This is a genomic window from Kaistella antarctica, from assembly GCF_900109615.1.
GTDB lineage: Bacteria > Bacteroidota > Bacteroidia > Flavobacteriales > Weeksellaceae > Kaistella > Kaistella antarctica.
Map to the genome: position 1 here is coordinate 478,542 of NZ_FOIX01000002.1, position 24,820 is coordinate 503,361.

Genomic DNA, 24,820 nt, shown 5'->3' on the forward strand with positions numbered 1-24,820 from the left:
AATTTTTAAAATCATTATTATGAAAACAATCACAAACTTAATGCTCGCAGTCTTATTGACGATGTCTGCGGCTATTTCCGCTCAAAATGCGAAGATCAGAATTATTGCTACCGGTGGTACGATTGCCGGAGTAAGTAAATCAACTACAGAATCAAATTACACCGCCGGTGAACTTGGAATCTATCAACTATTGCAAGCCGTTCCTGAGGTAAAAACGGTAGCGAATGTTACTGGAGAACAATTGGTAAAAATCGGTTCTCAAGATATGAATGATGACGTTTGGTTGAAACTTGCAAAAAGAATCAATGTACTATTAAATGAAGAAGGTTATGACGGAATTGTAATTACTCATGGTACCGATACGATGGAAGAAACAGCTTACTTTTTGAATCTTACAGTTCATAGCCAAAAACCAGTTGTATTAGTTGGATCAATGCGTCCAGCAAATGCGATGAGTGCAGACGGACCTTTAAACTTATACAATGCAGTAGTTGTTGCAGCAAGCCCGGAATCTAAAGGAAGAGGAGTTATGGTTGCAATGAATGATATCATTTTAGATGCACACGATGTTGCGAAAACAAGCACATTGGATGTAGCAACATTTAAAGGAGCTAATTACGGTTCACTTGGTTATATTCATAATGGTAAAGTGAACTACAACAGAATGCCAGGCAACAAACACACATACCAATCAGTATTCAATGTTGATAAAATGAACAAATTGCCAACAGTGGGAATCGTTTATAGTTATTCAAACGTATCAGACTTACCCATGAAAGCCTTCATCAATGCGAAGTTTGATGGTATTGTACACGCAGGCGTTGGTAACGGAAACTTCTACCACACTATTTTCGACTTAGCAATTGACGCACAGAAAAAAGGAATTCAAATCGTTCGTTCTTCTAGAATCCCTACAGGAGCAACAACTCTAGACGCTGAAATCGATGACGCAAAATATAATTTCGTAGCCTCTCAAACTCTTAATCCACAAAAAGCCAGAATTCTATTAATGCTTTCGTTAACAAAAACTAAAGATTGGAAACAAATTCAGCAATATTTTAATGAATATTAATTGTAACACTTACAAAAGTCATTGAATAGATAAAATTAATTAGCAATGAAAAAATATATAACAACCTTAGCCGCCTGCGTTTTCTCACTGGGAGTTTATGCTCAGCAAAATCCTACTACAACTCCTGTTGAAGATAAGATTGAATCTTTAGAAAGTCACAACAAACAACTTAATATATTCTTCAATTTCCAGGCGAGTTTAGATGCTATAGCGACGGAAGGTCAAGATACAGAAGTGGCATTTAAAGCAAGACAATTGCGTTTGGAGATCAAAGGTGATCTTAATGAAAAAATCTTCTATAGGTTCCGTCATCGTTTGAATAAATCAACTGCCGCGCAATCTTTAGATAATCTTGCAAAAGCAACCGACATTATGTATGTTGGATATAGAGCTACTGATAAATTTACGATTGTCGCTGGTAAACAGTCTCAAGCGTGGGGAACATTCGAATTTGATATCAACCCGATGAGTATTTACGAATATTCAGACTTTATAGAAAACATGGATAACTTTATGTTGGGTGCCAACTTTATCTATCAAGCTACCAAAACGCAAGAGTTACAATTTCAGATTACCGACAGCCGAAATTCAAAAATGGAAGATATTTATGGTGATTTATCTTCACAAGGTATCGAGGCATCTGCGAGTCCTTTAACCTATATTCTGAATTGGAATGGTAGTTTCTTAAATAACCAGTTTCAAACAAGATGGGCTTACGGAATTCAAACTCAAGCAAAAGACAAGTACTCTAACATGATCACGCTGGGTAATAAATTAAACCTTAGCAAATTTCAACTGGCTTTCGATTATATGAGAGCTGATGAAGATATTGACCGATTGGGTTACGCTACAATGGATGGTGCAGATTATTTAGCTGCGAATGATATGAAAGTTTTTGAAGATGTTACTTCTAACACGTTCATCCTAAAAGCAGATTATCAACCAATGCCACAGTGGAATATTTTCGCAAAAGGATTATACGAAACCACTTCGGTGAACAACGTACCAACTTATGACGATAATTTCAGAAAAGCGTACGGTTATTTCGGAGGTGTAGAATATATGCCGTTCAAAGATCAGGACTTAAAGGTTTTCTTAGCCTACATCGGCAGAAAGTATGAATTTACAGATGCTCTTCCTGCTCTGAAAGATTACAACACCAACCGAGTTAGTCTAGGATTGATGTACAGAATTAAAGCTTATTAAATTTAAAATAATTAAGAAGTGAGAAAGAATTACTTAAAAATTCTTTCCGCTTCTTATCATTTATTAATTTCTTTAAAAATTTAGAAGAATATTAAAATCAGAAATTCAGTAATAATTGAATTTTAAAATTTATTACAATGGAAAATTATAGATTAGAATCCGACTTACTCGGAGAATTACAAGTTCCTAAAGACGCTTATTATGGAGTTCAAACTCAAAGAGCGGTAGACAATTTCTACATCACCGGTAACAAAATGGGTGAGTATCCAGAATTTGTAAAAGCGATTGCTTATGTGAAACTTGCCGCTGCGCAAACCAATCATGAACTGGGTCTTTTAGATGATAAAATGATGGCTGCAATTTCTCAGGCTTGTCACGAAATTATCGACGGACAGTTTCACGATCAGTTTCCCGTAGATATGATTCAAGGTGGTGCCGGAACATCGGTGAATATGAATGCTAATGAAGTTATTGCCAACCGTGCCTTAGAAATAATGGGCTACGAAAAAGGAGATTATCAACATTGTTACCCGAATGATCATTTGAATCTTTCGCAGTCTACAAATGATGTATATCCGACCACGGTTCGACTTACTGTCATCAGAATGAATCAGATCTTGGTGAAACATTTAGCTGAACTGAACAATTCATTCCGACAAAAAGGAACTGAGTTTAGCGATGTTATTAAAATGGGTCGCACGCAATTGCAGGATGCAGTTCCGATGACTTTGGGTCAAGAATTTGGAGCCTTTGCGGCAACTTTAGATGAAGAAATTACTTTGTTGAATAATATTTCTAATTTATTTTTAGAAATAAATATGGGTGGCACTGCAATTGGAACTGGAATTAATGCACCAAAAGGATATCCGATACTTTGTGCAGAAAAATTGGCCAAGTTAACGGGTGAAGATTTCGTATCTGCTCCAAATCTTGTGGAAGCTACACCAGATACAGGTTCTTATTTAATTTACTCTTCCGCCTTGAAACGTTTGGCGGTGAAACTCTCGAAAATATGTAATGATTTGAGATTGCTATCTTCAGGACCAAGAACAGGTCTTAATGAAATTAATCTTCCTGCCATGCAGCCAGGTTCATCCATTATGCCAGGAAAAGTAAATCCTGTCATTCCAGAAGTAGTTAATCAAGTTTGCTTTAAAGTAATCGGTAATGATTTGACAGTAACTTTCGCAGCTGAAGCAGGACAATTGCAATTAAATGTAATGGAGCCCGTGCTTTGTGCGTCGATTGTTGAATCAATGATCTACTTGCAAAGAGCTATGGACACTTTGAGAACCAAATGTATTGATGGAATTACCGCTAACCGCGACGTTTGTAAAAACTTAGTGATGAACAGCATCGGTATCGTAACTGCGTTGAATCCTTACATTGGATACAAAGCCAGTACGAAAATCGCTCAACAAGCAATGGAAACCGGTAAAACTGTGTATGAATTAGTGTTAGAACAAAACATTCTTTCGAAAGAAAAATTAGATGATATTCTAGATCCGAAAAATATGTTGAGTGCTCACGATGCAGTGAACTAGATATTTAACTTTAATAATGGAGCCTAGGATTTAATGTTTGCTTTTAGATTTTTTGTTAAAAGTGTATTCCAAATTGTTTTTTTTCATAACAAAATCCTTAGCTCCGTTATTTATTATTCATTCATTGGAAACTAATGTTTCACAAAAATGAAAATAAAAAAAACCTTCAAGATTATATCCTTGAAGGTTTTTTGATTTAGCCGAATTTTCTCTTTCGCCACCAGTAGAAGAATCCTCCCAACAATCCGATTATTGCTAAGGGTAATAATAAATTCAGCCATTGCCAATAACTTTGTTCCTCATCAATTCTTTGTCGGTCGAGTAATCTGGCTTCGATATTTCGGTTTCTAAGTTCCATTAAATTAGAATCGTCTAAAAGAAAATCGAGAGCGTTTCTCAGAAATTGTTCATTGCCATAAGCTTGTTTAGTCAATAAATCTTCGCCGAGTGGAAGCGCGTTTCCTTTGTAAATTTGGTTTCTTCCTATATCACCATCCGCGATGATGATCATTTTATTTTCAGGACTTTCAGCTTTAAAGTTCGGATAAATATTTTTCTCACTTCTTGTTGAATATGCAGAAGTAAACTTGCCTTCTAAACTGACTGCAAAAATTTTCGGTTCTGTCGGCTTGTTTGAACTATTAATTGAATCTGCTTGTACAATTTCGGATAGCGCAACATAATCCGGAACTTGTTTAGTCGTCGTTCTGTCGCTGGATTCAAATAAAACCTTAGTCTTAATGTCTTTTCGTCCTAAGGTATCAATCGATGTTGGAAATTCAAACTTTACAGGATTGATATTTTTGGTAATGGGATTTTTATTTTCAGCAATTCCTAATGGAAAATAAGGCCAGAGAAAACTGCTGTATTGTGGATTTCCCGCAACTTCACCCGATACAATTCTGATGAGTGCCGATTTTTTGAAATCTTTAACCAAGCCGGCATTTAATCGAATTCCATAATTAAAAAAGAAATCCGTCAGATTTGTTTCCATGGGAAAAGCCATGATTTTTTTGGCCTGAAAAAGCGTATCCATTTCTGCATTCACAGCATCGATCATCCACAAAGTTTTTCCGCCATTCATAATGTATTGGTCCAGAATTACTTTCTCGCTTTCACTAAAAGCTTTCCGCGGTTTCGCAATGACCAAAGCATCCATGTGTTGGAGTTGAGGTACATCTTCGTATGTGAGTTCAGTTTGATTCTTAGGAATAATAGGTCCCGCATTATAATTTTCTAAAGCCATTTCCATAAAACCCTGAAATTCGTCTGGGCGAAGTTCATCTTGATTGATGAGGATTCCAATAGTTTTTTTGCGATCGGCCGTTATTCTTTTAATATTGGAAACAAAATTATATTCTAAGTTCTCAATCGATTTGCGCAACTGTTCAGAAGCATCAATGCCGGACAGATTAACAATTAAAGGTATTGAAGTTCCCTGAGAATTATATTTAATGGCAGCGTACGGAAACATGACTATTTCAGAAATTTTACCTTCTTTCATATCGGGCAAAATCGAAGGTTGAATTCCCATGGCAGCTAAAGTATCTTTCGACATCTTAGTCTTGATCGGATCGATAAATTTGTAGTCGATGTTCGGATTAACCTTTCGAAATTCTTCAAGCATAAATTTGGTCTCATTCTGCAACTGGCGAAAAGTTGCCGGGAAATCACCATCTAAATAAACATCGAAAGTCATAGGTTTTTCAACCGATTTTAAAACTTTAAGGGTCGCCTCAGAAAGCGTATATCTCTTTTCTTGCGTTAAATCAAAACGTTTCGCAAAAATTCCCATTAACAATAGGAAAGCGAAAATAATTTGGATGATGATTTTTTTGTTCATTTTTAAAAGCAATAAAAACTGAATTATTTTTTCTTTTCGACAAAAACTTTAGCCAGGAACAAACAAATCCCGATCACGACAATAAAATACAAAACGTCTCTGGAATCGATTAATCCTCTAGTGAAAGCGAGAAAATGTTGATAAAAGCCGATATTAGAAATGATATAATCTGCACCTCCTAACAATTTATAACTCGCCAATTGTTCGATTCCGAAATATAAAAAGAACGATAAGAAGACGCCGAGCAAATACGCCATAATTTGATTTTGCGACAGTGATGAGGCTAAAATTCCCACGGCAGAAAATGCCGCAATTAATAGAACCAATCCAAAGTAACTTCCCAGCGTTGCGCCCAAATCAATGTTTCCTTCTGGAATGCCTAAAACGTAAACGGTGTACAAATAAACCAGTGAAGGCAACAAGCATAAAATTCCGACCAACCAAACAGCTAGAAATTTACCAATAACAATTTCCGATATTTTGATGGGTTGCGAAAATAACCACTGTAACGTGCCAGACTGTTGTTCTTCTGCCAAAGTTTTCATGGCAATTGCTGGAATGATAAACATCAACAACCAGGGAACTAATACGAAATAACTCTGTAAAGTAGCCGATCCAATATCGAAAATATTCGAATCGTTTTCAAAGAAAAATAAGAACAGCGTTCCTATTAAACTGAATGCTCCGATAATCAACCAGGCGCTCCAGTTTCCGAAATAAGTCCAAAGTTCTTTTTTAAATAGTGCAAACATATATTAGATTGAGGTTGAGGTTTCAGATGCGAGTTTCAAGGTTCGAAGATTCACCATGGACATTCACAATTACTCATTGCTTATTACCAATTACTTACTTTTCTTATTCACCAATTTCACCGTCATCATAATCAGAGCAACCAAAACGATAAACCCTACAATTAATTGCCACCAAAATATAATAACCATTGATTTTAAAATCACAGTAAAGACGATTAGGAATAAAATAAAGGTTGCGATTTCATTGGATTGTCGAAGTTTTAGATTGGCGATTGGCAGAATGTTTCCATCAAGATTTTTAATTTGCAGAACCTTTTTCCAGCACCAATAATGATAAGCCGCAAGTCCAATTAAGAAAGTCAATTTCAAATGAAACCAGGGCGTTTTCATTAAGCCAAAATTAAGGATAATCAATGCCACACCAGTAACCAGCATGATCACACCAGCCGGAACGGTGATGATATTCCATAATCTTCTGGCCATAAAAACGTATTGTTCGCGCAAAACCTGTTTTTTATTTTCCTCAAATTCATCGGTATCTTTATAATAGACGAAAAGCCGAACCAAGTAAAAAATACCTGCGAAATAACTAACCATGAATATGATATGAACGGCTTTGAGAATGGTATAAAGCATGTTAAAATTTTAGTTGCAAAGATAATAGAATTATCTCATCATTTTTGAAAAGTTGGTATCAGAGCTATTTTTAAATGTGTTAAAATTCCTATATTTAGGGCTTATCCCGATTTTTTTTGGTTTTTTTGTAAAATAATAAATTAAATAGTAAATATTATGAAAAGAGTTTTCCAATTGTTGTTCAGTTTGGTAATCTTCGCTTTTGGGTTTTCACAAAATTTGAAGCCGATTGCCAAAAAAGTAAATGATTCTAAAATTGCAAATAAATCATTTGTGAAGTATAACTTATTTACGGTTGATCAATCTGCCCAAAAAATGGCACTGTACAAAGCTGCCGCAGAAGATATTACCGTGATGAAATTAAATAAATCTGAGAGCAGCAGAATCGCTTCTGAACGACCAGATGCTTTAGAAATGACCTTCCCTTTCGAAGGGAAGATGATTACGGTGGAATTAGTGAAGAATAATTTCTTCACCCATGATTTTAAAGTTAATACTGACAAAGGTTATTCAAATTATAGCGCTGGTGCTTATTACCAAGGAATTGTAAAGGGTGATAATGAATCATTAGTCGCCTTTAGTTTCTTTAATGATGATGTGGTAGGAGTGACATCTATTAAAGATATTGGAAACATTGTTATTGGAAAAGCAAAAAATTCTGAAGATTTTGTTTCTTATAACGACGAAAAATTAAAAGGAGCGAATCCGTTTTCTTGCTCTGCTGATCAGTTGGTCGAAAATCAGAATGTAGGAACCACTTTCGATCCGGTTACTATGACAGCCCCACAAACTTCAAATTGTGTTCGTATTTATTATGAAGCAGGTTACGGCCCGTACACTCAAAATGGTTCCAACGTTACCACGACTGGAAACTGGGTAACTGCAATGCACAATAATATCTCAACACTTTATGCAAACGACGGAATTACGGTAGCGCTAAGTGAAATATATGTTTGGACTTCTGTAGATCCTTACACTGGTACACCGAATGAAATCTTATCAAAATTCAGAGCAGGTCGTCCTTCTTTTAATGGAGATGTTGCACAGTTAATTAGAAATCCGGCTACCACGAGTATTGCCTATTTAGATGTTTTGTGTACTGCTTCTAACTATTCTTATTCAGGAGTGAACTTTTCGTATGCTAATGTGCCTACCTATTCTTGGAATATCATGGCGATGACCCACGAAATCGGACATAACTTAGGATCTCCACATACTCACGCTTGTCGTTGGAATGGAGACAATACCGCCATTGATGGCTGTGGCCCAGCGTCTGGAAATGATGAAGGTTGTAATGCTCCGTTACCAGGAAAGGGCGGAACAATTATGAGTTACTGCCATTTAGTTGGGAGCGTTGGAGTTAATTTTTCTAATGGTTTTGGTCCACAACCTGCGGCCTTAATTATTAATAAAATCAATTCCAAAGGTTGTTTAGGCACAAACTGTGTTACCTCTTGCGCGATTACCGTAGCTGGTTTAAATTTAGGAACGATAACTAAAACCTCTCTTACGGCAACTATTGCCGACAACACGGGGACAAGCTGGAAATATAGACTTTCAAAACCGGATGGCACTATCGTCGATGCAGGAGTTACTACCAACAAGGTTCTTAATTTTACTGGCTTAGCTGAAGGTGCTTATTATTTATTAGCGGTAGGAACTGATTGTACAGGTCCAGAAACATTCGCCTATGAAAAATTATTTCTAACTGATGCAGATTGGTGCTCAGGAGTCAAATTTACAGATAGTGGAGGTGAAAATGGTAAATACTTAAATGGTCAACCGCTTATTAAAACTTTTTATCCAACAAATTCTACTGATAAATTGAAGATGACGTTCACTGAATTTGCGACGGAGCAAGGTGCCGACTATGTGATTGTTTATGACGGTCCAAACATTGGCTCTACCAGATTTCCAGGAGCTACCAATATAAGTGGAAACACGATTCCGGGTCCTTTCGAATCGACTCATGCTACGGGAGCAATTACTTTTAGATTTACACCCAATGCAAATAACAATGCCGCGGGTTGGGTTGCAACTTTCGAATGTAAATCTTTGGCAACGGGAGAAAATTCATTGAAGAATGGAATTTCTATTTCACCTACTGGTGCTAAAGGATTCTTTACCATTGTTTCCAAAGATCAAATCTTGTCTTATCAAATTTTTGATGCCTCTGGGAAAATGGTTAAAACTTTAACTAAAGCTTCGGGCTTAGAGCAGAAGGTAGATCTTTCAACCGCGCCTGTCGGAACTTATATCGTGAATATCGTAACCGCAAAAGAAACGGTGACCAAGAAAATAATTAAAAAATAAATAGTTTAATACTTACAAATAGAATAGCCGGCAATTAATGCCGGCTATTTTTATTTAAAGTTATTCTTTATTGAAATTCGATGTAGATGCTTTCGCCAACCTTCAACCCGAACAAAGTTCTGGCGCCACTTTCTCCATTTCCTTTATAGATGGTTAATTCCAGCAAACCAGCGTCATTAAAAACGGCTGCAGCTTTACCATGAAATTCCTGTTCCTTGTCCCAGTCATTGACCAAATCGGTATACTGATTATGAATTCTGGACAAGGCTAAATTTCTAAATTTTACAATAAAACTTTCAAACCCAACACTGCTTTTTTCAAAATTCTTTTTAGAGATATTCGAAACTACATTTCCAAAATTGTCGATATACATAATTTCCCCAATCAGCATTTTTTCACTTTCATTAAAAACGGCGCGCGGAAAAGAAAGTTGTTTTGGAGTTTTAAATTTCCGCCCAATTACTTCTGGCAATCCGCCATTTTGAAGATGCACTGCAACTGGGGCGAATATGTCGCTAGAAGTAAATCTTACTTCGTCATCAAAACGATTATTAAAAGTAATTTCATAGACGGCTTCGGGTTTGAGATCGTAGAATATCAAACTTAAAAGGCCGTTATCTGCGGCGATGAAAAAGTGATCATCTGCTTTATACAGAATGCATTTTCTTTCTTTGGTGAAAAAACTGTCGACGGAAATAATATGAACGGTTCCTTTAGGGAAAAATGAATAGGCATTTCTGACAATATAGGCAGTTTGCAAAAGATTGTAAGCCTGAATTTGATGCGTAATATCGACAATGGTTACCTCTTCTTTCAGTTTTAAAATGGCACCTTTCACCGCAGCAACTCTGTGGTCGACCAATCCGTAATCTGAAGTAAAAGTAATAACTGCCATCTATTTTTTTAGGAAATACAAATTTAGCTTAAATAAAATATTTTAACCACCATTGTGGAAAAGTTAACCAACTATTTGAAATAAAAGCAATACATTTAATAAAATTAAAAATAAAACTCTGTTGATATATGTTTGAACTGAAATACGAAATTGAAGGCATTGATGCCAAAACTTTTTATGGTGTTAATAATCAATATTTTAATTTATTAAAGTCCAAATTTCCCACCTTGAAGATCACAGGAAGAGATCATTTTGTCTTTGCCTTAGGAACTCAGGAGATTTTGGATATCTTAAAAATTAAGCTGGACGATGTGGTGAGTTTTATTTCGTCAAACAATTCTATTACTTTAAAAGATTTCGATAATATCTTAAACCTGAAAGACGATGCTGAAAAACAGATGGTTTTTGATCAGGACATTATCGTCAAAGGAATCGGTGGTAAAATTATTAAAGCTAAAACAACCAATTTAAAAAAGTTGGTAAAAGCCTGTGACACCAAAGATATGGTTTTCGCGATCGGACCTGCGGGTACTGGAAAAACGTATACGAGTGTTGCTTTAGCCGTTCGAGCGCTTCGCGATAAAGAAGTCAAGCGCATTATTCTAACCAGACCTGCCGTTGAAGCAGGAGAGAGTTTAGGTTTTCTTCCGGGAGATTTAAAGGAAAAACTCGATCCTTATTTGCAACCACTTTATGATGCACTTCGCGATATGATTCCACACGAAAAGTTAGAAGGATATATTGAAAAGAGGGTGATTGAAGTAGCACCACTCGCATTTATGAGAGGCCGTACTTTAGATGAGGCTTTTGTGATTCTGGATGAAGCTCAAAATACCACGCATTCCCAAATGAAAATGTTTCTGACCCGAATGGGAATGAATGCAAAGTTCATTATTAATGGTGATCCCAGCCAGGTTGATTTACCAATGCGGCAAAAATCTGGTTTAAAGGAATCGATGAGAATTCTCGAAGAAGTTAATGAAATAGGTTTTGTTTTCCTCACCGAAGAAGATGTTGTTAGACATCCTATCGTTAGGAAAATTATTAATGCTTATGGAAAAGAAGAAAAAAGACAGCGTGAAGAATAACTTACTAACAATTTTATTTTGAGAGATAAATTGTCTTCGTGTGAGTAACCATAACGTTCTCTTAAAAAACTGACGATAATTTGTTAATAATTTGTTAATAACTAAAAATTTATTATATATTTGTTCATAATTTTAAATTTAAAACTATGAAAAAAGTATTGTTAGTTAGTGCAATCGCACTTTTTGGAGCAGTAAATGCTCAAACATTCGGCGTGAAAGCAGGAATGAATATTTCTAATCTATCAAATTCTGAGGATACAAAGGCTTTAGTTGGTTTTCATGCTGGACTATTCATGAATGCTCCGCTTGCTGCCAACTTCAGTATTCAACCAGAAGTGCTGTATAATACTAAAGGTGCAAAATCAGATGGTATGGATCTATCTTTACATTTAGATTATATTTCTGTTCCTGTAATGTTTCAGTACAATGCAACTCCACAGTTTTATTTAGAAGCTGGTCCAGAATTCAGTTTTATGATTAATTCAAAAGCAAAAGCGGGCGGTGTTTCTGCAGACGTTGATGAACTAGTAGAAAAATTTGATATCGGCCTAGGTTTAGGTGCTGGATATTATTTTACGCCAAACATTGGAGTTAGTGCAAGATATGTAGCTGGTTTCAGCGACGTGGTAAAAAATAATCCAGATGACGCTGTGAAAAATGGCGTTTTCCAAATTGGTTTAGCTTATAAATTTAGCAAATAACTAAATTTTTATTTTCAAAATTTAAAAAATAATTTAGACCGCTCTTAAGAGCGGTTTTTTTGTATGATAAAAATCAATATTATTTCATTTTAATAATATTGTAATTTTACCGCTGAAATTTTAAAAAAAAATTATGAAGAAATTATTTTTAGTAGGAGCCTTTGCTCTTTTTACAGGTGTTAGCGCTCAGCAAACTAAATTTGGTGCAACCGCTGGAATGCTTACTGGATTTGCAAAAGTTAAAACGCCAATGGGTTCTGACTCAGATTCTCAAACTGGTTTTTACGCCGGTTTTTTTGCAGAAATTTCTGCTGGAAATAATTTCAGAATTCAGCCAGGAATAAACTATGCAAATATTGATAACTCAAGTGCTCTGCAAGTTCCAATCATGGTAAAGTATTATGTAGATCCGAAATTTAATTTACAGTTTGGTCCTCAATTTCTTTTTGATCTAGAAAAAAATATTCTTCCTGACTATTATAATTCTACCAATGTGGCGTTGGCTTTAGGTGGTGCTTACGAATTTACACCGAAGCTTTTTGTTGAAACTAGATATTCAGTTCAGTTAAATAATCATTTGAAAAATGCTCCGAGCGGTTATTCGGTAAAAGCAAATTATCTTAATTTAGGCTTGGGATACAAATTTTAATATTTTTAAATAATAATAGAAAAAAACCTGAGAAATTATTCTCAGGTTTTTGCTTTAAGAGTAAGACTTTATTTTATCTTCTAAAAAAATCACCACTGCGTATTCAGGCACCTTTTGATTGTTTTCGGCCATATTAAATGATATTTTTGCAAAAATTAAATTTATGAAAAGAGTTCTTATCGTATTCTCGATTGTATTTTTCAGCGTGGTGAATGGCCAAATCAGGTTTGGAGTAAATGGGGGTTTTTCCTCTGCCGTTGTTTCCAGCAAATTCGAAAATTTGACACAAGGTTACTATGTCGGCTTATTCTCGGAAATCGGACTGCCAGGTTTTTTAAAAGTGCAACCCGCTTTGAATTATGTGAGGATTAATAAAGATTCATATCTGCAAGTTCCCGTTATGATGAAATTTTATTTTGTTCCCAAAATCAATATTCAGGCAGGTCCTCAATTTGCCTTTCGAATGAATGATTCATCTACTACTACCAAAAATAATTTTGGAGCTGCGGTCGGTTTAGGGGCAGACTTATTTTCGGGATTGTTAATTGAAGCGAGATATGCATTTCAATTAAACGAAGCTTTTAAAAGTCCCGCTGGTGAAAAATTACAATTCAACATTTTTAATGTCGGATTAGGTCTTCGATTTTAACGTTCGTGCTCTATTTTAAGCATAATGTCATCGTTAAAAAAATTTAGCACCAAATTTTACTAAATAAGATCAAACTTATTTTTAAAGACTTAGATCTTCCTGAACTGCTCTTACAGACGTAGTTACTCGACAATTAAGATAAGAGGAGAAGCATAACAAAAGATACTTTCTAGGAAGTATCTTTTGTTTTGGGCGTAATATTTGTATTTAATTTAACATAATCATCATTACTGTTAATAAAAAACAAACATTAAAAATTATTGTTATGAAAAAGCTATTAATTACAGGAGCTGTAGCTCTTATGGCAATGAGCGCAAATGCACAATTGCAAAAAGGAAATTACATGGTCGGTGGAGAATTCGCTGCTGCCAACTTCGGACTGAACCAAGGAGCTGGATATAACTTTCAGATTACTCCCCAAGCTGCCTTTTTTGTGCAAGACAACTGGGCGGTTGGGCCTTACGTGAAATTAGGATTTTCTGGAGCTAAAGGTTCTCCAACCACTTTTGGATATGGAGTAGGAGCGTTATCCAGATACTATTTTTCACCGGGTGAACAAGGGATCGACAGCTTATTAAAGCATGGTAGATTCTTTGTGGAGGGTAATGCCGGAATCGGTGGTACGACTATATCTGACGGCGGTGCTTCTGCAAATGGTTTAGATCTAGGAATCGGACCGGGATACACTTACTTTATTACTCAAAACATCGGTCTTGATGCTTCTGTGAAGTTAAATGGAAATTTAGGTTTTGGAAATAGAGGAACTACCTCTGCGATTGATTTTAGATTAGGCCTGAACATCTTTTTACCATCTCGTAAAGCGATGAGCAACATTAAAACTGAATAATTGAAGCCAAAATTTTAGAAAATTGACTTGCTTGTTTTTTCAAGAGGTCTCTTTTCGATTTTTTAATAATGATGAACTGTCTTACTAAGGTGAGGCAGTTTTTTTATTTTTTGCCGATCGCTATAAAACAGAAATATTGATGTACAAATATTCCTATAATAAAAAAACCTGCACTAATTAATGCAGGTTCATGTTTTTTTCTTAGAATATTTATCTTCCGAACAAATTACCACCCGGCATTCCACCTCCTTTTGGCATTCCTTTGCTCATCATCTCCATCATTTGCTTTCCTTGTGGTCCTTGCATCATTTTCATCATTTTTCCCATTTGGTCGAACTGTTTCATCAAAGCATTTACATCTTCAATTTTTCTGCCGGCACCTTTTGCAATTCTGCCTTTTCTTTGAGTGTTAATAATAGAAGGTCGTCTTCTTTCCTCTGGAGTCATCGAATGAATAATCGCTTCGATATGTTTAAAGGCGTCGTCATCAATGTCTACATCTTTAATGGCTTTCCCAACACCTGGAATCATGCCCATTAAATCTTTCATGTTACCCATTTTTTTGATTTGATTGATCTGTTTTAAGAAATCATCAAACCCAAATTCATTTTTGGCAATTTTTTTATGAAGTTTTTTAGCTTCTTCTTCATCAAATTGTTCTTGTGCTCTTTCTACTAAGGAAACAACATCACCCATTCCCAGGATTCGATCCGCCATTCTTTCCGGGTAGAAAACATCCAGTGCTTCCATTTTTTCTCCCGTCGAAATAAACTTAATTGGTTTTTCAACAACTGAACGAATCGTCAAGGCAGCTCCACCTCGAGTATCACCATCTAATTTCGTAAGAACAACACCGTCAAAATTCAAAGCATCATTAAAAGCTTTTGCTGTATTCACGGCATCTTGTCCCGTCATTGAATCTACAACGAAAAGCGTTTCTTCAGGTTTAATGAAATAATGAATGGATTTAATCTCATTCATCATCGCTTCATCAATCGCCAAACGTCCCGCGGTATCGACAATTACCACATCGTGACCATTTTCTTTCGCAAACTTCACCGCGTTTTCTGCAATAGAGGAAGGATTAAGCGCACCTTCTTCAGTATAAACTGGGATTCCAACTTGTCCTCCCAAAACTTTTAACTGCTCAACAGCAGCCGGACGATACACGTCACATGCTACCAATAACGGTTTTTTATTTCTTTTTTGCTTTAAGTAATTCGCTAGTTTTCCCGAGAAAGTTGTTTTACCAGAACCTTGAAGACCCGCAATTAGAATGACACTCGGTTTGCCCGACAGATTAATTCCTTCATGCGTACTGCCCATTAATTGCACCAATTCGTCATGAACGATTTTAGTCATTAGCTGACCTGGTGATAAACTGGTGAGTACATTTTGTCCCAGCGCTTTGTCTTGAACTCGCTTCGTAAGATCTTTCGCTACCTTATAGTTAACATCGGCATCAACCAAGGCACGGCGAATTTCCTTTACCGTTTCGGCAACGTTGATTTCTGAAATTTTCCCGCGTCCTGAAATATTCTGGAGCGCTTTGTCTAATTTATCCTGTAAGCTATTGAACATAATTTTTCTTTAAGAGTTGCAAAAATAAGGAATTTCGTTCAATTAATGTAAAGTTGCTTATTTTTGCACCATGAATATTGTAAATATAGTTTTATTACTCCTTTCAGCTTCGCTTTTAAATGTTATTCTGTTTTATTTTTTCAAAAAATATTTGATGAAGACTGAAAATCCTGCCATGCTATTTTTAGTGATTAATATTTTTAAAGACATTATTTGGGTGGGGTATTGGATTATCAATTTAGAAACAAATCAGACCAATTTTCTATTTCTGATAGGAATCTTTTTGGTGACTTCTTTTGCCTTATACTTTAAAGTAATACGATTCTTAAACCGCTCCTAAAAATTAACTGATAAAAATCAATTTTTTGTATTGGTAAGTTTTAATAAATTCAATATATTTGCAAACCGATAAATTTGACCTATGAACAAGAGAATTTCTTCTTTATTTTTCGTTTTATTTCTAACGCTTTCAGGTGTTTTCACTTATGCACAGCAAGAAGTTGAAGCCATATCTACCAAAACTTTAGAACAAACAATTGTAGAGGACAATAACAAATTCAATGCGAAGGAGATGATCATGAGCCACATTAACGACGCAAATGAGTGGCATGTCTTAACTTTGAACGAGGGAACTCCAGAAGAAAAGCATATTTCTATTCCGCTTCCTATTATTATTAAAGACAAAAACGGACTTCATACTTTTATGTCAAGTTCTATTGCGCACGGTCATGAACATGACGGTTTTACTTTAAAAGATGGTATCGTCGTATCGACCCAAGGTCTTGAACAAGCTAAATTATTCTCGGTAATGAGCGGCAAACATACGCTAGAAAATGCTTTTTATGATTTCTCTATTACAAAGAACGTAGCTGCGATATTTATTTCAATCATCTTTATTTTGTTCCTATTTATTGGGATGGCAAGAAATTATGGTAAATCTTTAGTGCCAAGAGGCGCTGGAAAATTTATGGAACCAATCATCTTATTTATTAGAGATGAAGTTGCAATTCCTAATATTGGTGCGAAAAAGTATAAAAAATACATGCCTTATTTATTAACCATCTTTTTCTTCATTTGGATTAATAATATGTTTGGTTTAATTCCTTTTGCGCCATTTGGTTATAACTTAACTGGGAACATAGCAATTACAGCAGTGTTAGCAATCATCACTTTATTAATCACTGTATTCAGCGCCAACAAAGATTATTGGAAACATATCTTTATGCCACCAGTTCCTTTATTGTTGTACCCAATCATGGTTCCAATTGAAATTATTGGAGTGTTTACAAAACCTTTCGCATTAATGATGAGACTTTTTGCAAACATTACGGCAGGTCACATTATGGTCTTGGCAATTATGTCTTTGATTTTCATCTTTAAAACTCCACTTTTAGGATTCGCTTCAGTTCCATTAGGATTATTTATTGGAATGTTAGAGATTTTAGTTGGAGCGTTACAAGCTTATATATTTACAGTTCTTTCGGCTTTATTTATTGGTATGGCAGTTCAGGAGCACGAACACGAAGGAGCACATTAATTAATTTAGAATATTTTTAACCTATATATTTTTTTATTATGGAAATTATTTCACAAGGAACTGGACTTATTTACGTTGGAATCGGATTAGCAGTATTAGGCGTTGGTCTAGGTATTGGTAAAATCGGTGGACATGCAATGGATGCTATTGCAAGACAACCAGAGCAAGCAGGTAAAATTCAGGGAGCAATGCTTATTGCTGCTGGTCTTATCGAGGGAGCTGGTTTGATCGCGATCATCTTTGGAGCGTTCGTTAAATAAGAAACTTCAGAAAATTATTCTTAGCAGCGCGGTTGGCTCTGCTAAGAGTTTTTAAAATTCCATATAGAAAAAAAATTACAAAAAATTACAATTATGATAGAACCGGGAATTGGCTTATTGTTTTGGATGACTTTAACCTTTTTAATACTTATGTTTTTATTGGCAAAGTTCGCCTGGAAACCAATTTTGAGTGCGGTTAACGAAAGAGAAGTTACGATTGTAGATTCTCTTAACCAAGCTACATTAGCCAGACAAGAAGTTGAAAATTTAAAAGCTGAAAATGAAATCATCATTCGTGATGCTAAAATCGAACGGGATCATATTCTAAAAGAAGCAAGAGACATCAGAGACAGAATTGTAGGTGAGGCAAAAGGTCTTGCTCAAGCAGAAGGTGATAAAATGATTGAATCTGCAAGACAAACAATCGTTGCTGAAAAATCTGCTGCCGTTTCAGAAATCAAAAGTCAAATCGGTACTTTATCTGTAAGCATCGCAGAATCTATTTTGAAACAAAAATTAGATAATGATGGTGCCCAAGACGCTTTGGTAGCAAATATCCTTAATACTTCTAACTTAAACTAGTATGCGTACAAGTAAAGTTGCAAAACGGTATGCACAAGGTCTTCTCAATTTCACACAGGAAGCAGGAACGTCGGCTGCTGTGTTTATGGAAATCAGAGATATGGTGAACACCATCGAAAAATCAAAGGAGTTGCAGAGCTTTTTTAATTCCCCGATTATTGAGGTGAAGAAAAAAATTAGCGTTTCAGCAGAAATCTTTAAAAGCTTTTCTCCCTTGACCCGGAATTTAATTCAGTTGGTCATCAAACATGGTAGAGAAAAAGAGTTGAGCGGAATCGGTCAAGAATTCATTAATAAAGTGGAAGACTTGAACGGCGTCCAAAGAATCACCTTGACTTCTGCGACGGAACTTTCTGAAGACAATATTCAAAGTATTTTGAAATCGACGAATCTCGTTAATCATCAAAATAAATTTGATTTAAAATCAATTATCAATCCTGAAATTTTAGGAGGATATATTTTACGTGTTGGCGATCAGCAAATAGACGAATCGGTGAAAGCTAAATTAGGCCGATTGAACAAAGAATTTCAATTAAATTAAGACAAAAACAACCATAAAATGGCAGAAATAAATCCAGCAGAAGTATCTGCAATTCTAAAACAGCAGCTAGCTAACTTCGAGACGCAATCAAATGTAGAAGAAGTAGGAACGGTACTAACCATCGGTGATGGTATCGCTTTAGTGTACGGTTTAGAAAATGTTCAGTACGGTGAATTGGTAAAATTCCAAAGCGGTGTTGAAGGAATCGTTCTTAACCTTGCGGAAGATAATGTTGGGGTCGCTCTTTTGGGTGAATCAAAATTAGTAAGAGAAGGTGATACGGTTAATAGAACTGAAAGAATTTCATCAATCAGAGTTGGTGAAGGAATGTTGGGTAGAGTAGTTGATACTTTAGGAAATCCAATCGATGGTAAAGGACCGATTACAGGGGAGACTTATGAAATGCCTTTGGAGAGAAAAGCTCCAGGAGTAATTTTCCGTCAGCCAGTAACTGAACCGTTACAAACTGGTATTGTTGCGATTGACTCCATGATTCCAATCGGAAGAGGACAAAGAGAGTTAATTATTGGTGACCGTCAAACAGGGAAAACTGTTGTAGCGATCGACACCATTATCAATCAAAGAGAATTTTATGATGCAGGCGAGCCTGTATTCTGTATATATGTAGCAATTGGACAAAAAGGTTCAACGGTTGCACAAATTGTAAAAACATTAGAAGATAAAGGAGCTTTAGCGTACACTGTTATTGTTGCAGCAAACGCTTCAGACCCAACACCATTGCAGGTTTACGCTCCTATGGCCGGAGCAGCCATTGGTGAATTCTTCCGTGATACTGGTCGTCCAGCGTTGATCATTTATGATGATTTATCTAAACAAGCAGTTGCATACCGTGAGCTTTCTTTACTATTGAGAAGACCACCGGGCCGTGAAGCTTATCCAGGTGATGTGTTCTACCTTCACTCCAGATTATTAGAACGTGCAGCTAAAATCATTAATGATGATACGATTGCAGCACAGATGAACGATCTACCAGATTCATTGAGACCTTTGGTAAAAGGAGGAGGTTCTTTAACCGCACTTCCAATTATCGAAACTCAGGCTGGTGACGTTTCAGCTTATATTCCAACTAACGTAATTTCGATTACTGATGGACAGATTTTCTTGGAAACAGATTTATTTAACTCAGGAGTTCGTCCAGCAATTAACGTAGGTATTTCGGTATCTCGTGTTGGAGGTAATGCTCAGATTAAATCAATGAAGAAAGTTTCTGGAACTTTAAAATTAGATCAGGCACAATATAAAGAGTTAGAAGCATTTGCTAAATTCGGTTCTGACTTAGATGCTTCAACGCAAGCAGTTATTTCTAAAGGAGAAAGAAACGTGGAAATCTTGAAACAACCAGTAAATTCTCCACTTCCTGTGGATAGCCAAGTTGCGATGATTTATGCAGGAACAGAAAATTTGTTGAGAAATATCCCGATCAACAAAGTAAAAGAATTTCAAATAGAATATGTTGCTTTCTTAAGATCAAAACATCCTGAAACAATGGCAGCCATTAAATCTGGAAAAATTGACAAAGGAATTACAGATATTCTTAAGCAAGCCGCTACAGAATTAGCGTCGAAATACAACTAAAAAATATTCAATTTTCAGTATTCAAGATTTTTAATTTTGAATACTGAATTTTAATCATTGACTTCAAAGAATGGCAAATTTAAAGGAAATACGCGGGAGGATTACTTCAATCTCTTCGACAATGCAAATCACCAGTGCGATGAAAATGGTTTCGGCAGCGAAACTAAAGAAAGCAACTGATGCTATTGTCATGTTGAGACCTTACTCAGAAAAGCTACAGGAAATTATAGAAAATGTAAGTTCTACCGTAGATTTAGAAGGGGTGTCTAGTTATACTGAAGAAAGAGAAGTGAAGAAAGTTCTTTACATCGTTGTTACTTCTAATAAAGGTCTTGCCGGTGCATTTAATTCTTCTATAATTAAAGAATTAAATCATTCGATAGCTGACTCTGCGCACGAAATAGAAATTCTTACCGTTGGTAAAAAAGTTTATGATGCAGTACGTCGTAACAAAAAAGTGTATGACAATCAAAGTGCTATTTTTGATGGGATGAGTTTCGAGGTCGTTTCTAATTTTGTTGAAAATGTGATGAGAGATTTCCGTGAAGGAAGTTTTGATAAAGTATTTGTGATTTATAATAAGTTTATTAATGCTGCGACGCAAGAAGTGCATAAAGAACAGGTGTTACCAATTGCTTTAACTGAGAAAGCTGAAGTTCCCAATACCGATTATATCTTCGAACCAAATGCTAAAGATATTTTAGAAGTATTAATGCCGAAATCGATTAAAACTCAGGTTTACAAAGCGATTTTAGATTCAGTAGCTTCTGAACACGGCGCAAGAATGACGGCGATGCACAAAGCAACCGACAATGCAGAAGCGTTGAGGAATGATCTAAAGATCTTTTATAACAAAGCCAGACAAGCTGCCATTACCAATGAAATTTTGGAAATCGTAGGTGGTGCCGAAGCGTTGAAGAATTCTTAGAAGAAATTTTTGTAAAGAATATAAAGACTGTGAATTATCACAGTCTTTTTTTATAGGGTGTTTACACCTTATGTATTAGGGTGATTTCACCCGTCTTAATTATGGAGTATTGATGTAAATTTGGTTTTAAATTTAACAATCAAAATCATGAAAAAACTTTATTTTTTAGCAGTAAGTTTACTTGCACTTAGCAGTATTTTAAATGCCCAAACTTATCAAAACATCGTTCCCACAACACTTGTAGATGCAATATCGCGAAGTGGAGGATGCGGATATAATACTCAGCCTGGTATGAATATCTCCTCTATAACCGTTCCTTTAATTGGAACTATTGTAGATCCTACGAAGATAACTTTGAATGTTTCTCTAAAGGCCGCTTGGTTAGGTGATATTTCTGTCGAGCTTGTATCTCCTACTGGAGAGGCCATTACATTAATACGCCGAATCGGCGCGATTTTCAATTCTAGTTGTGGCGATTCTTCAAGCTTTATTCCTGGTAATGTTTTATCTTTTAACGCTGCTAATACAACCCTAATTGACGCAGAGGCTATTTCAAATGGTTTTCCGATTCCTCCTGGTAATTATGCCCCAACTTACAGCATTGCAACCTATCCGAAACTGAATCCGGGAAATTTAACTACATTTTTAACTGGAAAACAACTTAGTGGTGAATGGAGATTATACATTTACGATTATGGACAAGGAGAAGCAACTGGTATTAATTCTTGGCAAATTATCATTGGAAGTGGTGCGACAATGAAAACAATAGAATCTGGGGTTTTCGGTAATGACATCTCTCTAAAACAAAATCCTGTCCAAGATCAATTGCTCTTTAATGTTCAAAAAGATTTTAAAAATTTAGTTTTTGAAATTTATGACCCAAGTGGAAAAATGATTAAAAAAGAAAACATGTTAAACAGCAGAAAAGATTTTAATATTGATGTTAGAACTTTATCTCCAGGTATGTATCTTTTAATTCCTGTAAAAGATGGAGAAAGACAACAAACCATTAAGTTTATTAAAAAGTAATCTTTATTTCTATTATATTTAAAGCATCTGATTTTTCAGATGCTTTTTTGTAATATTCAAAGAACACTGAAATATTTAAGATGGTATTTAGGGTGTATACACCGTTGTAAAATAGGTGATTATACTTAATAGTTTTTAACTAAATAGAATAAATTTGTTTCTAATTTAAAAACTTAATATTATGAAAAAGCTAAATTTTCTCGCAATTTGTTTTATTGCAATGTGCAGTTTTACGCAAGCGCAAACGTATCAAAATAATACACCAACAGATCCAGGAGATGCACTTCCTAGATTAAGTGGTTGTGGATTCGGTACTCAACCCGGCGTTCAAATGAATGAAATCACCGTTCCAATTACTGGAACAATTGCTGATCCAACTAAAATTACTATTGATTTAGGTATTGCTGCTATGTGGTTAGGTGATGTCGTGATAGATATTATTGCACCAAACGGCCAGGCTATTACTTTAATTAGAAGATTAGGTGCAAGTACAAATGCAGGATGCGGAAGTTCTAAAGCTTTTGCTGCAGCTAATATTTTAAGTTTCAATTCTGCAAATGCAACTGTAATTGATATTGGAGCGGCCGCAGCAATTATTCCTGCAGGAAATTACGCTCCATCACATGGAACCGCTCCGTACCCACCTTACAATCCTGTTGCAATGGGCCCTTTCCTTACTGGTAAATCAATCTCGGGAAAATGGAGAATTATTGCTTATGATTACGGACAAGGTGATCCAACGAATGTGGCTAGTTGGAAAATTACGTTTGCTCCAGGAGCTTTATTAAAATCTAATGAAGGTGGTGTATTTAGCAATGATATTTCATTACAACAAAATCCTGTTCATGATCAACTTCTTTTAAACGTACAAAAAGATTTTAAAAATTTAGTTTTTGAAATTTATGACCCAAGTGGAAAAATGATTAAAAAAGAAAACATGTTAAACAGCAGAAAAGATTTTAATATTGATGTACGAACTCTGTCTCCCGGAATGTATTTATTGATTCCAGTTAAAGATGGTGAAAGACAACAAACGATTAAGTTTATTAAAAAGTAATTTCTATTAATTTTATTTTAAAGCATCTGATTTTCAGGTGCTTTTATTTTTGCGCAATGCACAGCAAATAGAAATACATGCGATTATAATTATTTTATTTACGTATCTTTGTCGCAATATTTTTTAAATTTCTAAATGGATTCTGACATATTTAAGCTAGTATTAGCTGTATTCTTAGTAGTATTGAATGGTTTTTTCGTAGCCGCAGAATTCTCAATCGTAAAAGTTCGTTACTCCCAAATTCAACTAAAAGCCGCCGAAGGAGATTCGATGGCAAAACAGGCGGAACACATCATAAAGCATTTAGATGAATATCTTTCAGCCACGCAGTTAGGAATTACCCTCGCCTCTCTAGGTTTAGGTTTCGTAGGTGAAAGTGCACTACATCATATTTTCGAAAATCTATTTAGTTATTTTGAATTATCCGTTGCCGCAGCTACCGTAACAACGATTTCCTTGGTTTCAAGTTTCCTGTTAATTACCGTGATGCACATCGTATTTGGAGAACTTATTCCTAAATCAATTGCGATAAGAAAATCAGAATCAACAGCCATGTTTATCGCGGCTCCTTTGCGTATTTTCTACACCGTCTTCAAGCCATTTATTTGGTCCATGAATCACATGTCGAATGCCTTTTTGAGATTAATTAAAATTCATCCTGCTTCTGAGCAAGAGATTCACTCCACTGAAGAATTGCAATTGCTGGTTAAGCAATCTGCTGATTCAGGAGAGATTCAAGAGGAGAACTATGAAATTATTAAAAACGCGTTTGATTTTACAGATCACTCTGCCAAACAGATTATGATTCCACGTCAGAATATTTCTTCAATCGATATTGAAGAACCTGTAGAGGATATGATTAATAAAATTATGGAAGGCGGTTATTCAAGGCTTCCAGTTTATCAAGATTCGATTGATAATATTGTCGGAATATTTTATGCTAAAGAAATTATTCGAGAATATGTAAAGAGAAAAGGCGAGCTTGACCATGACGACTTAAAGGAATTGATGCGTGATCCATTTTTTGTCGTTGGAAGTAAAAAGATTTCCGATCTATTAAAAGTTTTCCAACAGAAAAAACAACACTTAGCTGTAGTAATCGATGAGTTTGGCGGAACGGAAGGAATTGTGACCCTTGAAGATATTTTAGAAGAATTAGTGGGTGAAATTCAGGACGAAGAAGATGAAGAAGAAAGAATTGTTGACAAAGTAGGAGAGAATGTTTTCTGGGTGAAGGCTACACAACCTTTGGATGAAATCAATGAAAATCTGCCGAAGATGTTTCCCTTATCAGATGATGGTGAATACAATACATTAGCTGGTTTTATTCTGCATGAATTAGAAGAAATTCCCGAAGAAAATCAGGAGTTTAATATTAATGATTACCACGTAAAAATTCTGAAAATGCAGAACAAGAGCGTGGATTTGGTAGAGCTTACTTACGAAGAGCCGAGCATTTTAAATGATATTGCCACCGACTTGGGCGAAATTTAATTTGAGGAATAATCGTTTTT

The 24,820-nt window shown here is 35.5% G+C and carries 23 protein-coding genes; 18 read left to right on the forward strand and 5 right to left on the reverse strand.

What is annotated here, in order from left to right:
• The first annotated feature begins 19 nt into the window (after positions 1–19).
• The 3 genes from ansB to aspA all read left to right on the forward strand — a co-directional run bounded on the left by ansB (position 20) and on the right by aspA (position 3,822).
• Positions 20–1,072 carry an L-asparaginase 2 gene (gene ansB / locus BMX49_RS06840; RefSeq protein WP_126337065.1) on the forward strand — a complete coding sequence of 351 codons (1,053 nt, stop codon included), beginning with the start codon at positions 20–22 and terminating at the stop codon, positions 1,070–1,072.
• 45 nt (positions 1,073–1,117) lie between these two features.
• Positions 1,118–2,278, forward strand: a complete 1,161-nt coding sequence (locus BMX49_RS06845) for a porin (RefSeq protein ID WP_051803546.1) — start codon at positions 1,118–1,120, stop codon at positions 2,276–2,278.
• 137 nt (positions 2,279–2,415) lie between these two features.
• A complete protein-coding gene (aspA, locus tag BMX49_RS06850) occupies positions 2,416–3,822 on the forward strand; it encodes an aspartate ammonia-lyase (protein WP_034716537.1) in 1,407 nt (468 codons plus the stop codon).
• A gap of 196 nt (positions 3,823–4,018) precedes the next feature.
• Here aspA and gldG read toward each other — a convergent pair whose 3' ends face one another.
• From gldG to BMX49_RS06865, 3 genes are all read right to left on the reverse strand, one after another.
• Entirely contained in the window at positions 4,019–5,665 is a 1,647-nt protein-coding gene (gene gldG, locus BMX49_RS06855; protein WP_034716535.1) for a gliding motility-associated ABC transporter substrate-binding protein GldG, read from the reverse strand.
• Positions 5,666–5,688: 23 nt separating this feature from the next.
• The gene (locus tag BMX49_RS06860; protein ID WP_034716533.1) at positions 5,689–6,417 is read right to left on the reverse strand and encodes an ABC transporter permease; all 729 of its coding nucleotides are present in this window, start codon (positions 6,415–6,417) and stop codon (positions 5,689–5,691) included.
• 90 nt (positions 6,418–6,507) lie between these two features.
• Complete coding sequence (locus tag BMX49_RS06865; protein ID WP_034716531.1) at positions 6,508–7,053, reverse strand: CopD family protein; 546 nt, start codon at positions 7,051–7,053, stop codon at positions 6,508–6,510.
• Between the two features lie 156 nt (positions 7,054–7,209).
• On the opposite strand from BMX49_RS06865, the gene BMX49_RS06870 reads away from it, so the two are divergent.
• Positions 7,210–9,366: a M12 family metallo-peptidase gene (locus BMX49_RS06870; protein ID WP_051803544.1), complete on the forward strand. Its 2,157-nt coding sequence runs from the start codon at positions 7,210–7,212 to the stop codon at positions 9,364–9,366.
• Positions 9,367–9,433: 67 nt separating this feature from the next.
• Here BMX49_RS06870 and BMX49_RS06875 read toward each other — a convergent pair whose 3' ends face one another.
• The gene (locus BMX49_RS06875; RefSeq protein WP_034716525.1) at positions 9,434–10,261 is read right to left on the reverse strand and encodes an SAM hydrolase/SAM-dependent halogenase family protein; all 828 of its coding nucleotides are present in this window, start codon (positions 10,259–10,261) and stop codon (positions 9,434–9,436) included.
• 128 nt (positions 10,262–10,389) lie between these two features.
• On the opposite strand from BMX49_RS06875, the gene BMX49_RS06880 reads away from it, so the two are divergent.
• The 5 genes from BMX49_RS06880 to BMX49_RS06900 all read left to right on the forward strand — a co-directional run bounded on the left by BMX49_RS06880 (position 10,390) and on the right by BMX49_RS06900 (position 14,195).
• On the forward strand, positions 10,390–11,349 hold the full coding sequence (locus tag BMX49_RS06880) for a PhoH family protein (RefSeq protein WP_034716523.1): 960 nt from the start codon (positions 10,390–10,392) through the stop codon (positions 11,347–11,349).
• A 146-nt stretch (positions 11,350–11,495) separates the two neighbouring features.
• On the forward strand, positions 11,496–12,050 hold the full coding sequence (locus BMX49_RS06885; RefSeq protein ID WP_034716521.1) for a porin family protein: 555 nt from the start codon (positions 11,496–11,498) through the stop codon (positions 12,048–12,050).
• A 133-nt stretch (positions 12,051–12,183) separates the two neighbouring features.
• Positions 12,184–12,699, forward strand: a complete 516-nt coding sequence (locus tag BMX49_RS06890) for an outer membrane beta-barrel protein (protein ID WP_034716519.1) — start codon at positions 12,184–12,186, stop codon at positions 12,697–12,699.
• 163 nt (positions 12,700–12,862) lie between these two features.
• Complete coding sequence (locus tag BMX49_RS06895) at positions 12,863–13,348, forward strand: outer membrane beta-barrel protein (protein WP_034716518.1); 486 nt, start codon at positions 12,863–12,865, stop codon at positions 13,346–13,348.
• Positions 13,349–13,613: 265 nt separating this feature from the next.
• Positions 13,614–14,195 carry a hypothetical protein gene (locus tag BMX49_RS06900; RefSeq protein WP_034716517.1) on the forward strand — a complete coding sequence of 194 codons (582 nt, stop codon included), beginning with the start codon at positions 13,614–13,616 and terminating at the stop codon, positions 14,193–14,195.
• 210 nt (positions 14,196–14,405) lie between these two features.
• On the opposite strand, the gene ffh is transcribed toward BMX49_RS06900, so the two are convergent.
• Positions 14,406–15,776 carry a signal recognition particle protein gene (gene ffh / locus BMX49_RS06905; RefSeq protein WP_034716514.1) on the reverse strand — a complete coding sequence of 457 codons (1,371 nt, stop codon included), beginning with the start codon at positions 15,774–15,776 and terminating at the stop codon, positions 14,406–14,408.
• 421 nt (positions 15,777–16,197) lie between these two features.
• Between ffh and atpB the strand changes: the two genes are divergently transcribed.
• The 9 genes from atpB to BMX49_RS06955 all read left to right on the forward strand — a co-directional run bounded on the left by atpB (position 16,198) and on the right by BMX49_RS06955 (position 24,800).
• Positions 16,198–17,313 (forward strand): F0F1 ATP synthase subunit A, encoded by a 1,116-nt coding sequence (atpB, locus tag BMX49_RS06915; protein ID WP_034716510.1) that lies wholly within the window; start codon positions 16,198–16,200, stop codon positions 17,311–17,313.
• Between the two features lie 38 nt (positions 17,314–17,351).
• Positions 17,352–17,573: an ATP synthase F0 subunit c gene (locus tag BMX49_RS06920; RefSeq protein WP_034716508.1), complete on the forward strand. Its 222-nt coding sequence runs from the start codon at positions 17,352–17,354 to the stop codon at positions 17,571–17,573.
• A gap of 93 nt (positions 17,574–17,666) precedes the next feature.
• Positions 17,667–18,155 (forward strand): F0F1 ATP synthase subunit B, encoded by a 489-nt coding sequence (gene atpF / locus BMX49_RS06925; protein WP_034716506.1) that lies wholly within the window; start codon positions 17,667–17,669, stop codon positions 18,153–18,155.
• A gap of 1 nt (position 18,156) precedes the next feature.
• Complete coding sequence (gene atpH, locus BMX49_RS06930) at positions 18,157–18,696, forward strand: ATP synthase F1 subunit delta (protein ID WP_034716504.1); 540 nt, start codon at positions 18,157–18,159, stop codon at positions 18,694–18,696.
• An 18-nt stretch (positions 18,697–18,714) separates the two neighbouring features.
• Positions 18,715–20,292 carry a F0F1 ATP synthase subunit alpha gene (atpA, locus tag BMX49_RS06935; protein ID WP_034716502.1) on the forward strand — a complete coding sequence of 526 codons (1,578 nt, stop codon included), beginning with the start codon at positions 18,715–18,717 and terminating at the stop codon, positions 20,290–20,292.
• 70 nt (positions 20,293–20,362) lie between these two features.
• Positions 20,363–21,220, forward strand: coding sequence for an ATP synthase F1 subunit gamma (atpG, locus tag BMX49_RS06940; protein WP_034716500.1), 858 nt, complete (start codon positions 20,363–20,365; stop codon positions 21,218–21,220).
• A gap of 147 nt (positions 21,221–21,367) precedes the next feature.
• Positions 21,368–22,249 carry a T9SS type A sorting domain-containing protein gene (locus BMX49_RS06945; RefSeq protein WP_034716498.1) on the forward strand — a complete coding sequence of 294 codons (882 nt, stop codon included), beginning with the start codon at positions 21,368–21,370 and terminating at the stop codon, positions 22,247–22,249.
• Between the two features lie 181 nt (positions 22,250–22,430).
• Positions 22,431–23,306: a T9SS type A sorting domain-containing protein gene (locus tag BMX49_RS06950; protein ID WP_034716496.1), complete on the forward strand. Its 876-nt coding sequence runs from the start codon at positions 22,431–22,433 to the stop codon at positions 23,304–23,306.
• Positions 23,307–23,441: 135 nt separating this feature from the next.
• Positions 23,442–24,800: a hemolysin family protein gene (locus BMX49_RS06955; protein ID WP_034716494.1), complete on the forward strand. Its 1,359-nt coding sequence runs from the start codon at positions 23,442–23,444 to the stop codon at positions 24,798–24,800.
• Positions 24,801–24,820: the final 20 nt, after the last annotated feature.

What these genes read in the sequence shown, in the direction of transcription:
- atpG (WP_034716500.1), top strand. Translation starts at nt 20,363, where the DNA reads ATGGCAAATTTAAAGGAAATACGCGGGAGGATTACTTCAATCTCTTCG.
- BMX49_RS06875 (WP_034716525.1), bottom strand. Translation starts at nt 10,261, where the DNA reads ATGGCAGTTATTACTTTTACTTCAGATTACGGATTGGTCGACCACAGA.
- BMX49_RS06880 (WP_034716523.1), top strand. Translation starts at nt 10,390, where the DNA reads ATGTTTGAACTGAAATACGAAATTGAAGGCATTGATGCCAAAACTTTT.
- BMX49_RS06865 (WP_034716531.1), bottom strand. Translation starts at nt 7,053, where the DNA reads ATGCTTTATACCATTCTCAAAGCCGTTCATATCATATTCATGGTTAGT.
- BMX49_RS06900 (WP_034716517.1), top strand. Translation starts at nt 13,614, where the DNA reads ATGAAAAAGCTATTAATTACAGGAGCTGTAGCTCTTATGGCAATGAGC.
- atpF (WP_034716506.1), top strand. Translation starts at nt 17,667, where the DNA reads ATGATAGAACCGGGAATTGGCTTATTGTTTTGGATGACTTTAACCTTT.
- BMX49_RS06845 (WP_051803546.1), top strand. Translation starts at nt 1,118, where the DNA reads ATGAAAAAATATATAACAACCTTAGCCGCCTGCGTTTTCTCACTGGGA.
- BMX49_RS06885 (WP_034716521.1), top strand. Translation starts at nt 11,496, where the DNA reads ATGAAAAAAGTATTGTTAGTTAGTGCAATCGCACTTTTTGGAGCAGTA.
- BMX49_RS06950 (WP_034716496.1), top strand. Translation starts at nt 22,431, where the DNA reads ATGAAAAAGCTAAATTTTCTCGCAATTTGTTTTATTGCAATGTGCAGT.
- BMX49_RS06945 (WP_034716498.1), top strand. Translation starts at nt 21,368, where the DNA reads ATGAAAAAACTTTATTTTTTAGCAGTAAGTTTACTTGCACTTAGCAGT.
- BMX49_RS06920 (WP_034716508.1), top strand. Translation starts at nt 17,352, where the DNA reads ATGGAAATTATTTCACAAGGAACTGGACTTATTTACGTTGGAATCGGA.
- BMX49_RS06870 (WP_051803544.1), top strand. Translation starts at nt 7,210, where the DNA reads ATGAAAAGAGTTTTCCAATTGTTGTTCAGTTTGGTAATCTTCGCTTTT.
- BMX49_RS06860 (WP_034716533.1), bottom strand. Translation starts at nt 6,417, where the DNA reads ATGTTTGCACTATTTAAAAAAGAACTTTGGACTTATTTCGGAAACTGG.
- gldG (WP_034716535.1), bottom strand. Translation starts at nt 5,665, where the DNA reads ATGAACAAAAAAATCATCATCCAAATTATTTTCGCTTTCCTATTGTTA.
- ffh (WP_034716514.1), bottom strand. Translation starts at nt 15,776, where the DNA reads ATGTTCAATAGCTTACAGGATAAATTAGACAAAGCGCTCCAGAATATT.
- atpA (WP_034716502.1), top strand. Translation starts at nt 18,715, where the DNA reads ATGGCAGAAATAAATCCAGCAGAAGTATCTGCAATTCTAAAACAGCAG.
- BMX49_RS06895 (WP_034716518.1), top strand. Translation starts at nt 12,863, where the DNA reads ATGAAAAGAGTTCTTATCGTATTCTCGATTGTATTTTTCAGCGTGGTG.
- BMX49_RS06890 (WP_034716519.1), top strand. Translation starts at nt 12,184, where the DNA reads ATGAAGAAATTATTTTTAGTAGGAGCCTTTGCTCTTTTTACAGGTGTT.
- aspA (WP_034716537.1), top strand. Translation starts at nt 2,416, where the DNA reads ATGGAAAATTATAGATTAGAATCCGACTTACTCGGAGAATTACAAGTT.
- atpB (WP_034716510.1), top strand. Translation starts at nt 16,198, where the DNA reads ATGAACAAGAGAATTTCTTCTTTATTTTTCGTTTTATTTCTAACGCTT.
- ansB (WP_126337065.1), top strand. Translation starts at nt 20, where the DNA reads ATGAAAACAATCACAAACTTAATGCTCGCAGTCTTATTGACGATGTCT.
- BMX49_RS06955 (WP_034716494.1), top strand. Translation starts at nt 23,442, where the DNA reads ATGGATTCTGACATATTTAAGCTAGTATTAGCTGTATTCTTAGTAGTA.
- atpH (WP_034716504.1), top strand. Translation starts at nt 18,157, where the DNA reads ATGCGTACAAGTAAAGTTGCAAAACGGTATGCACAAGGTCTTCTCAAT.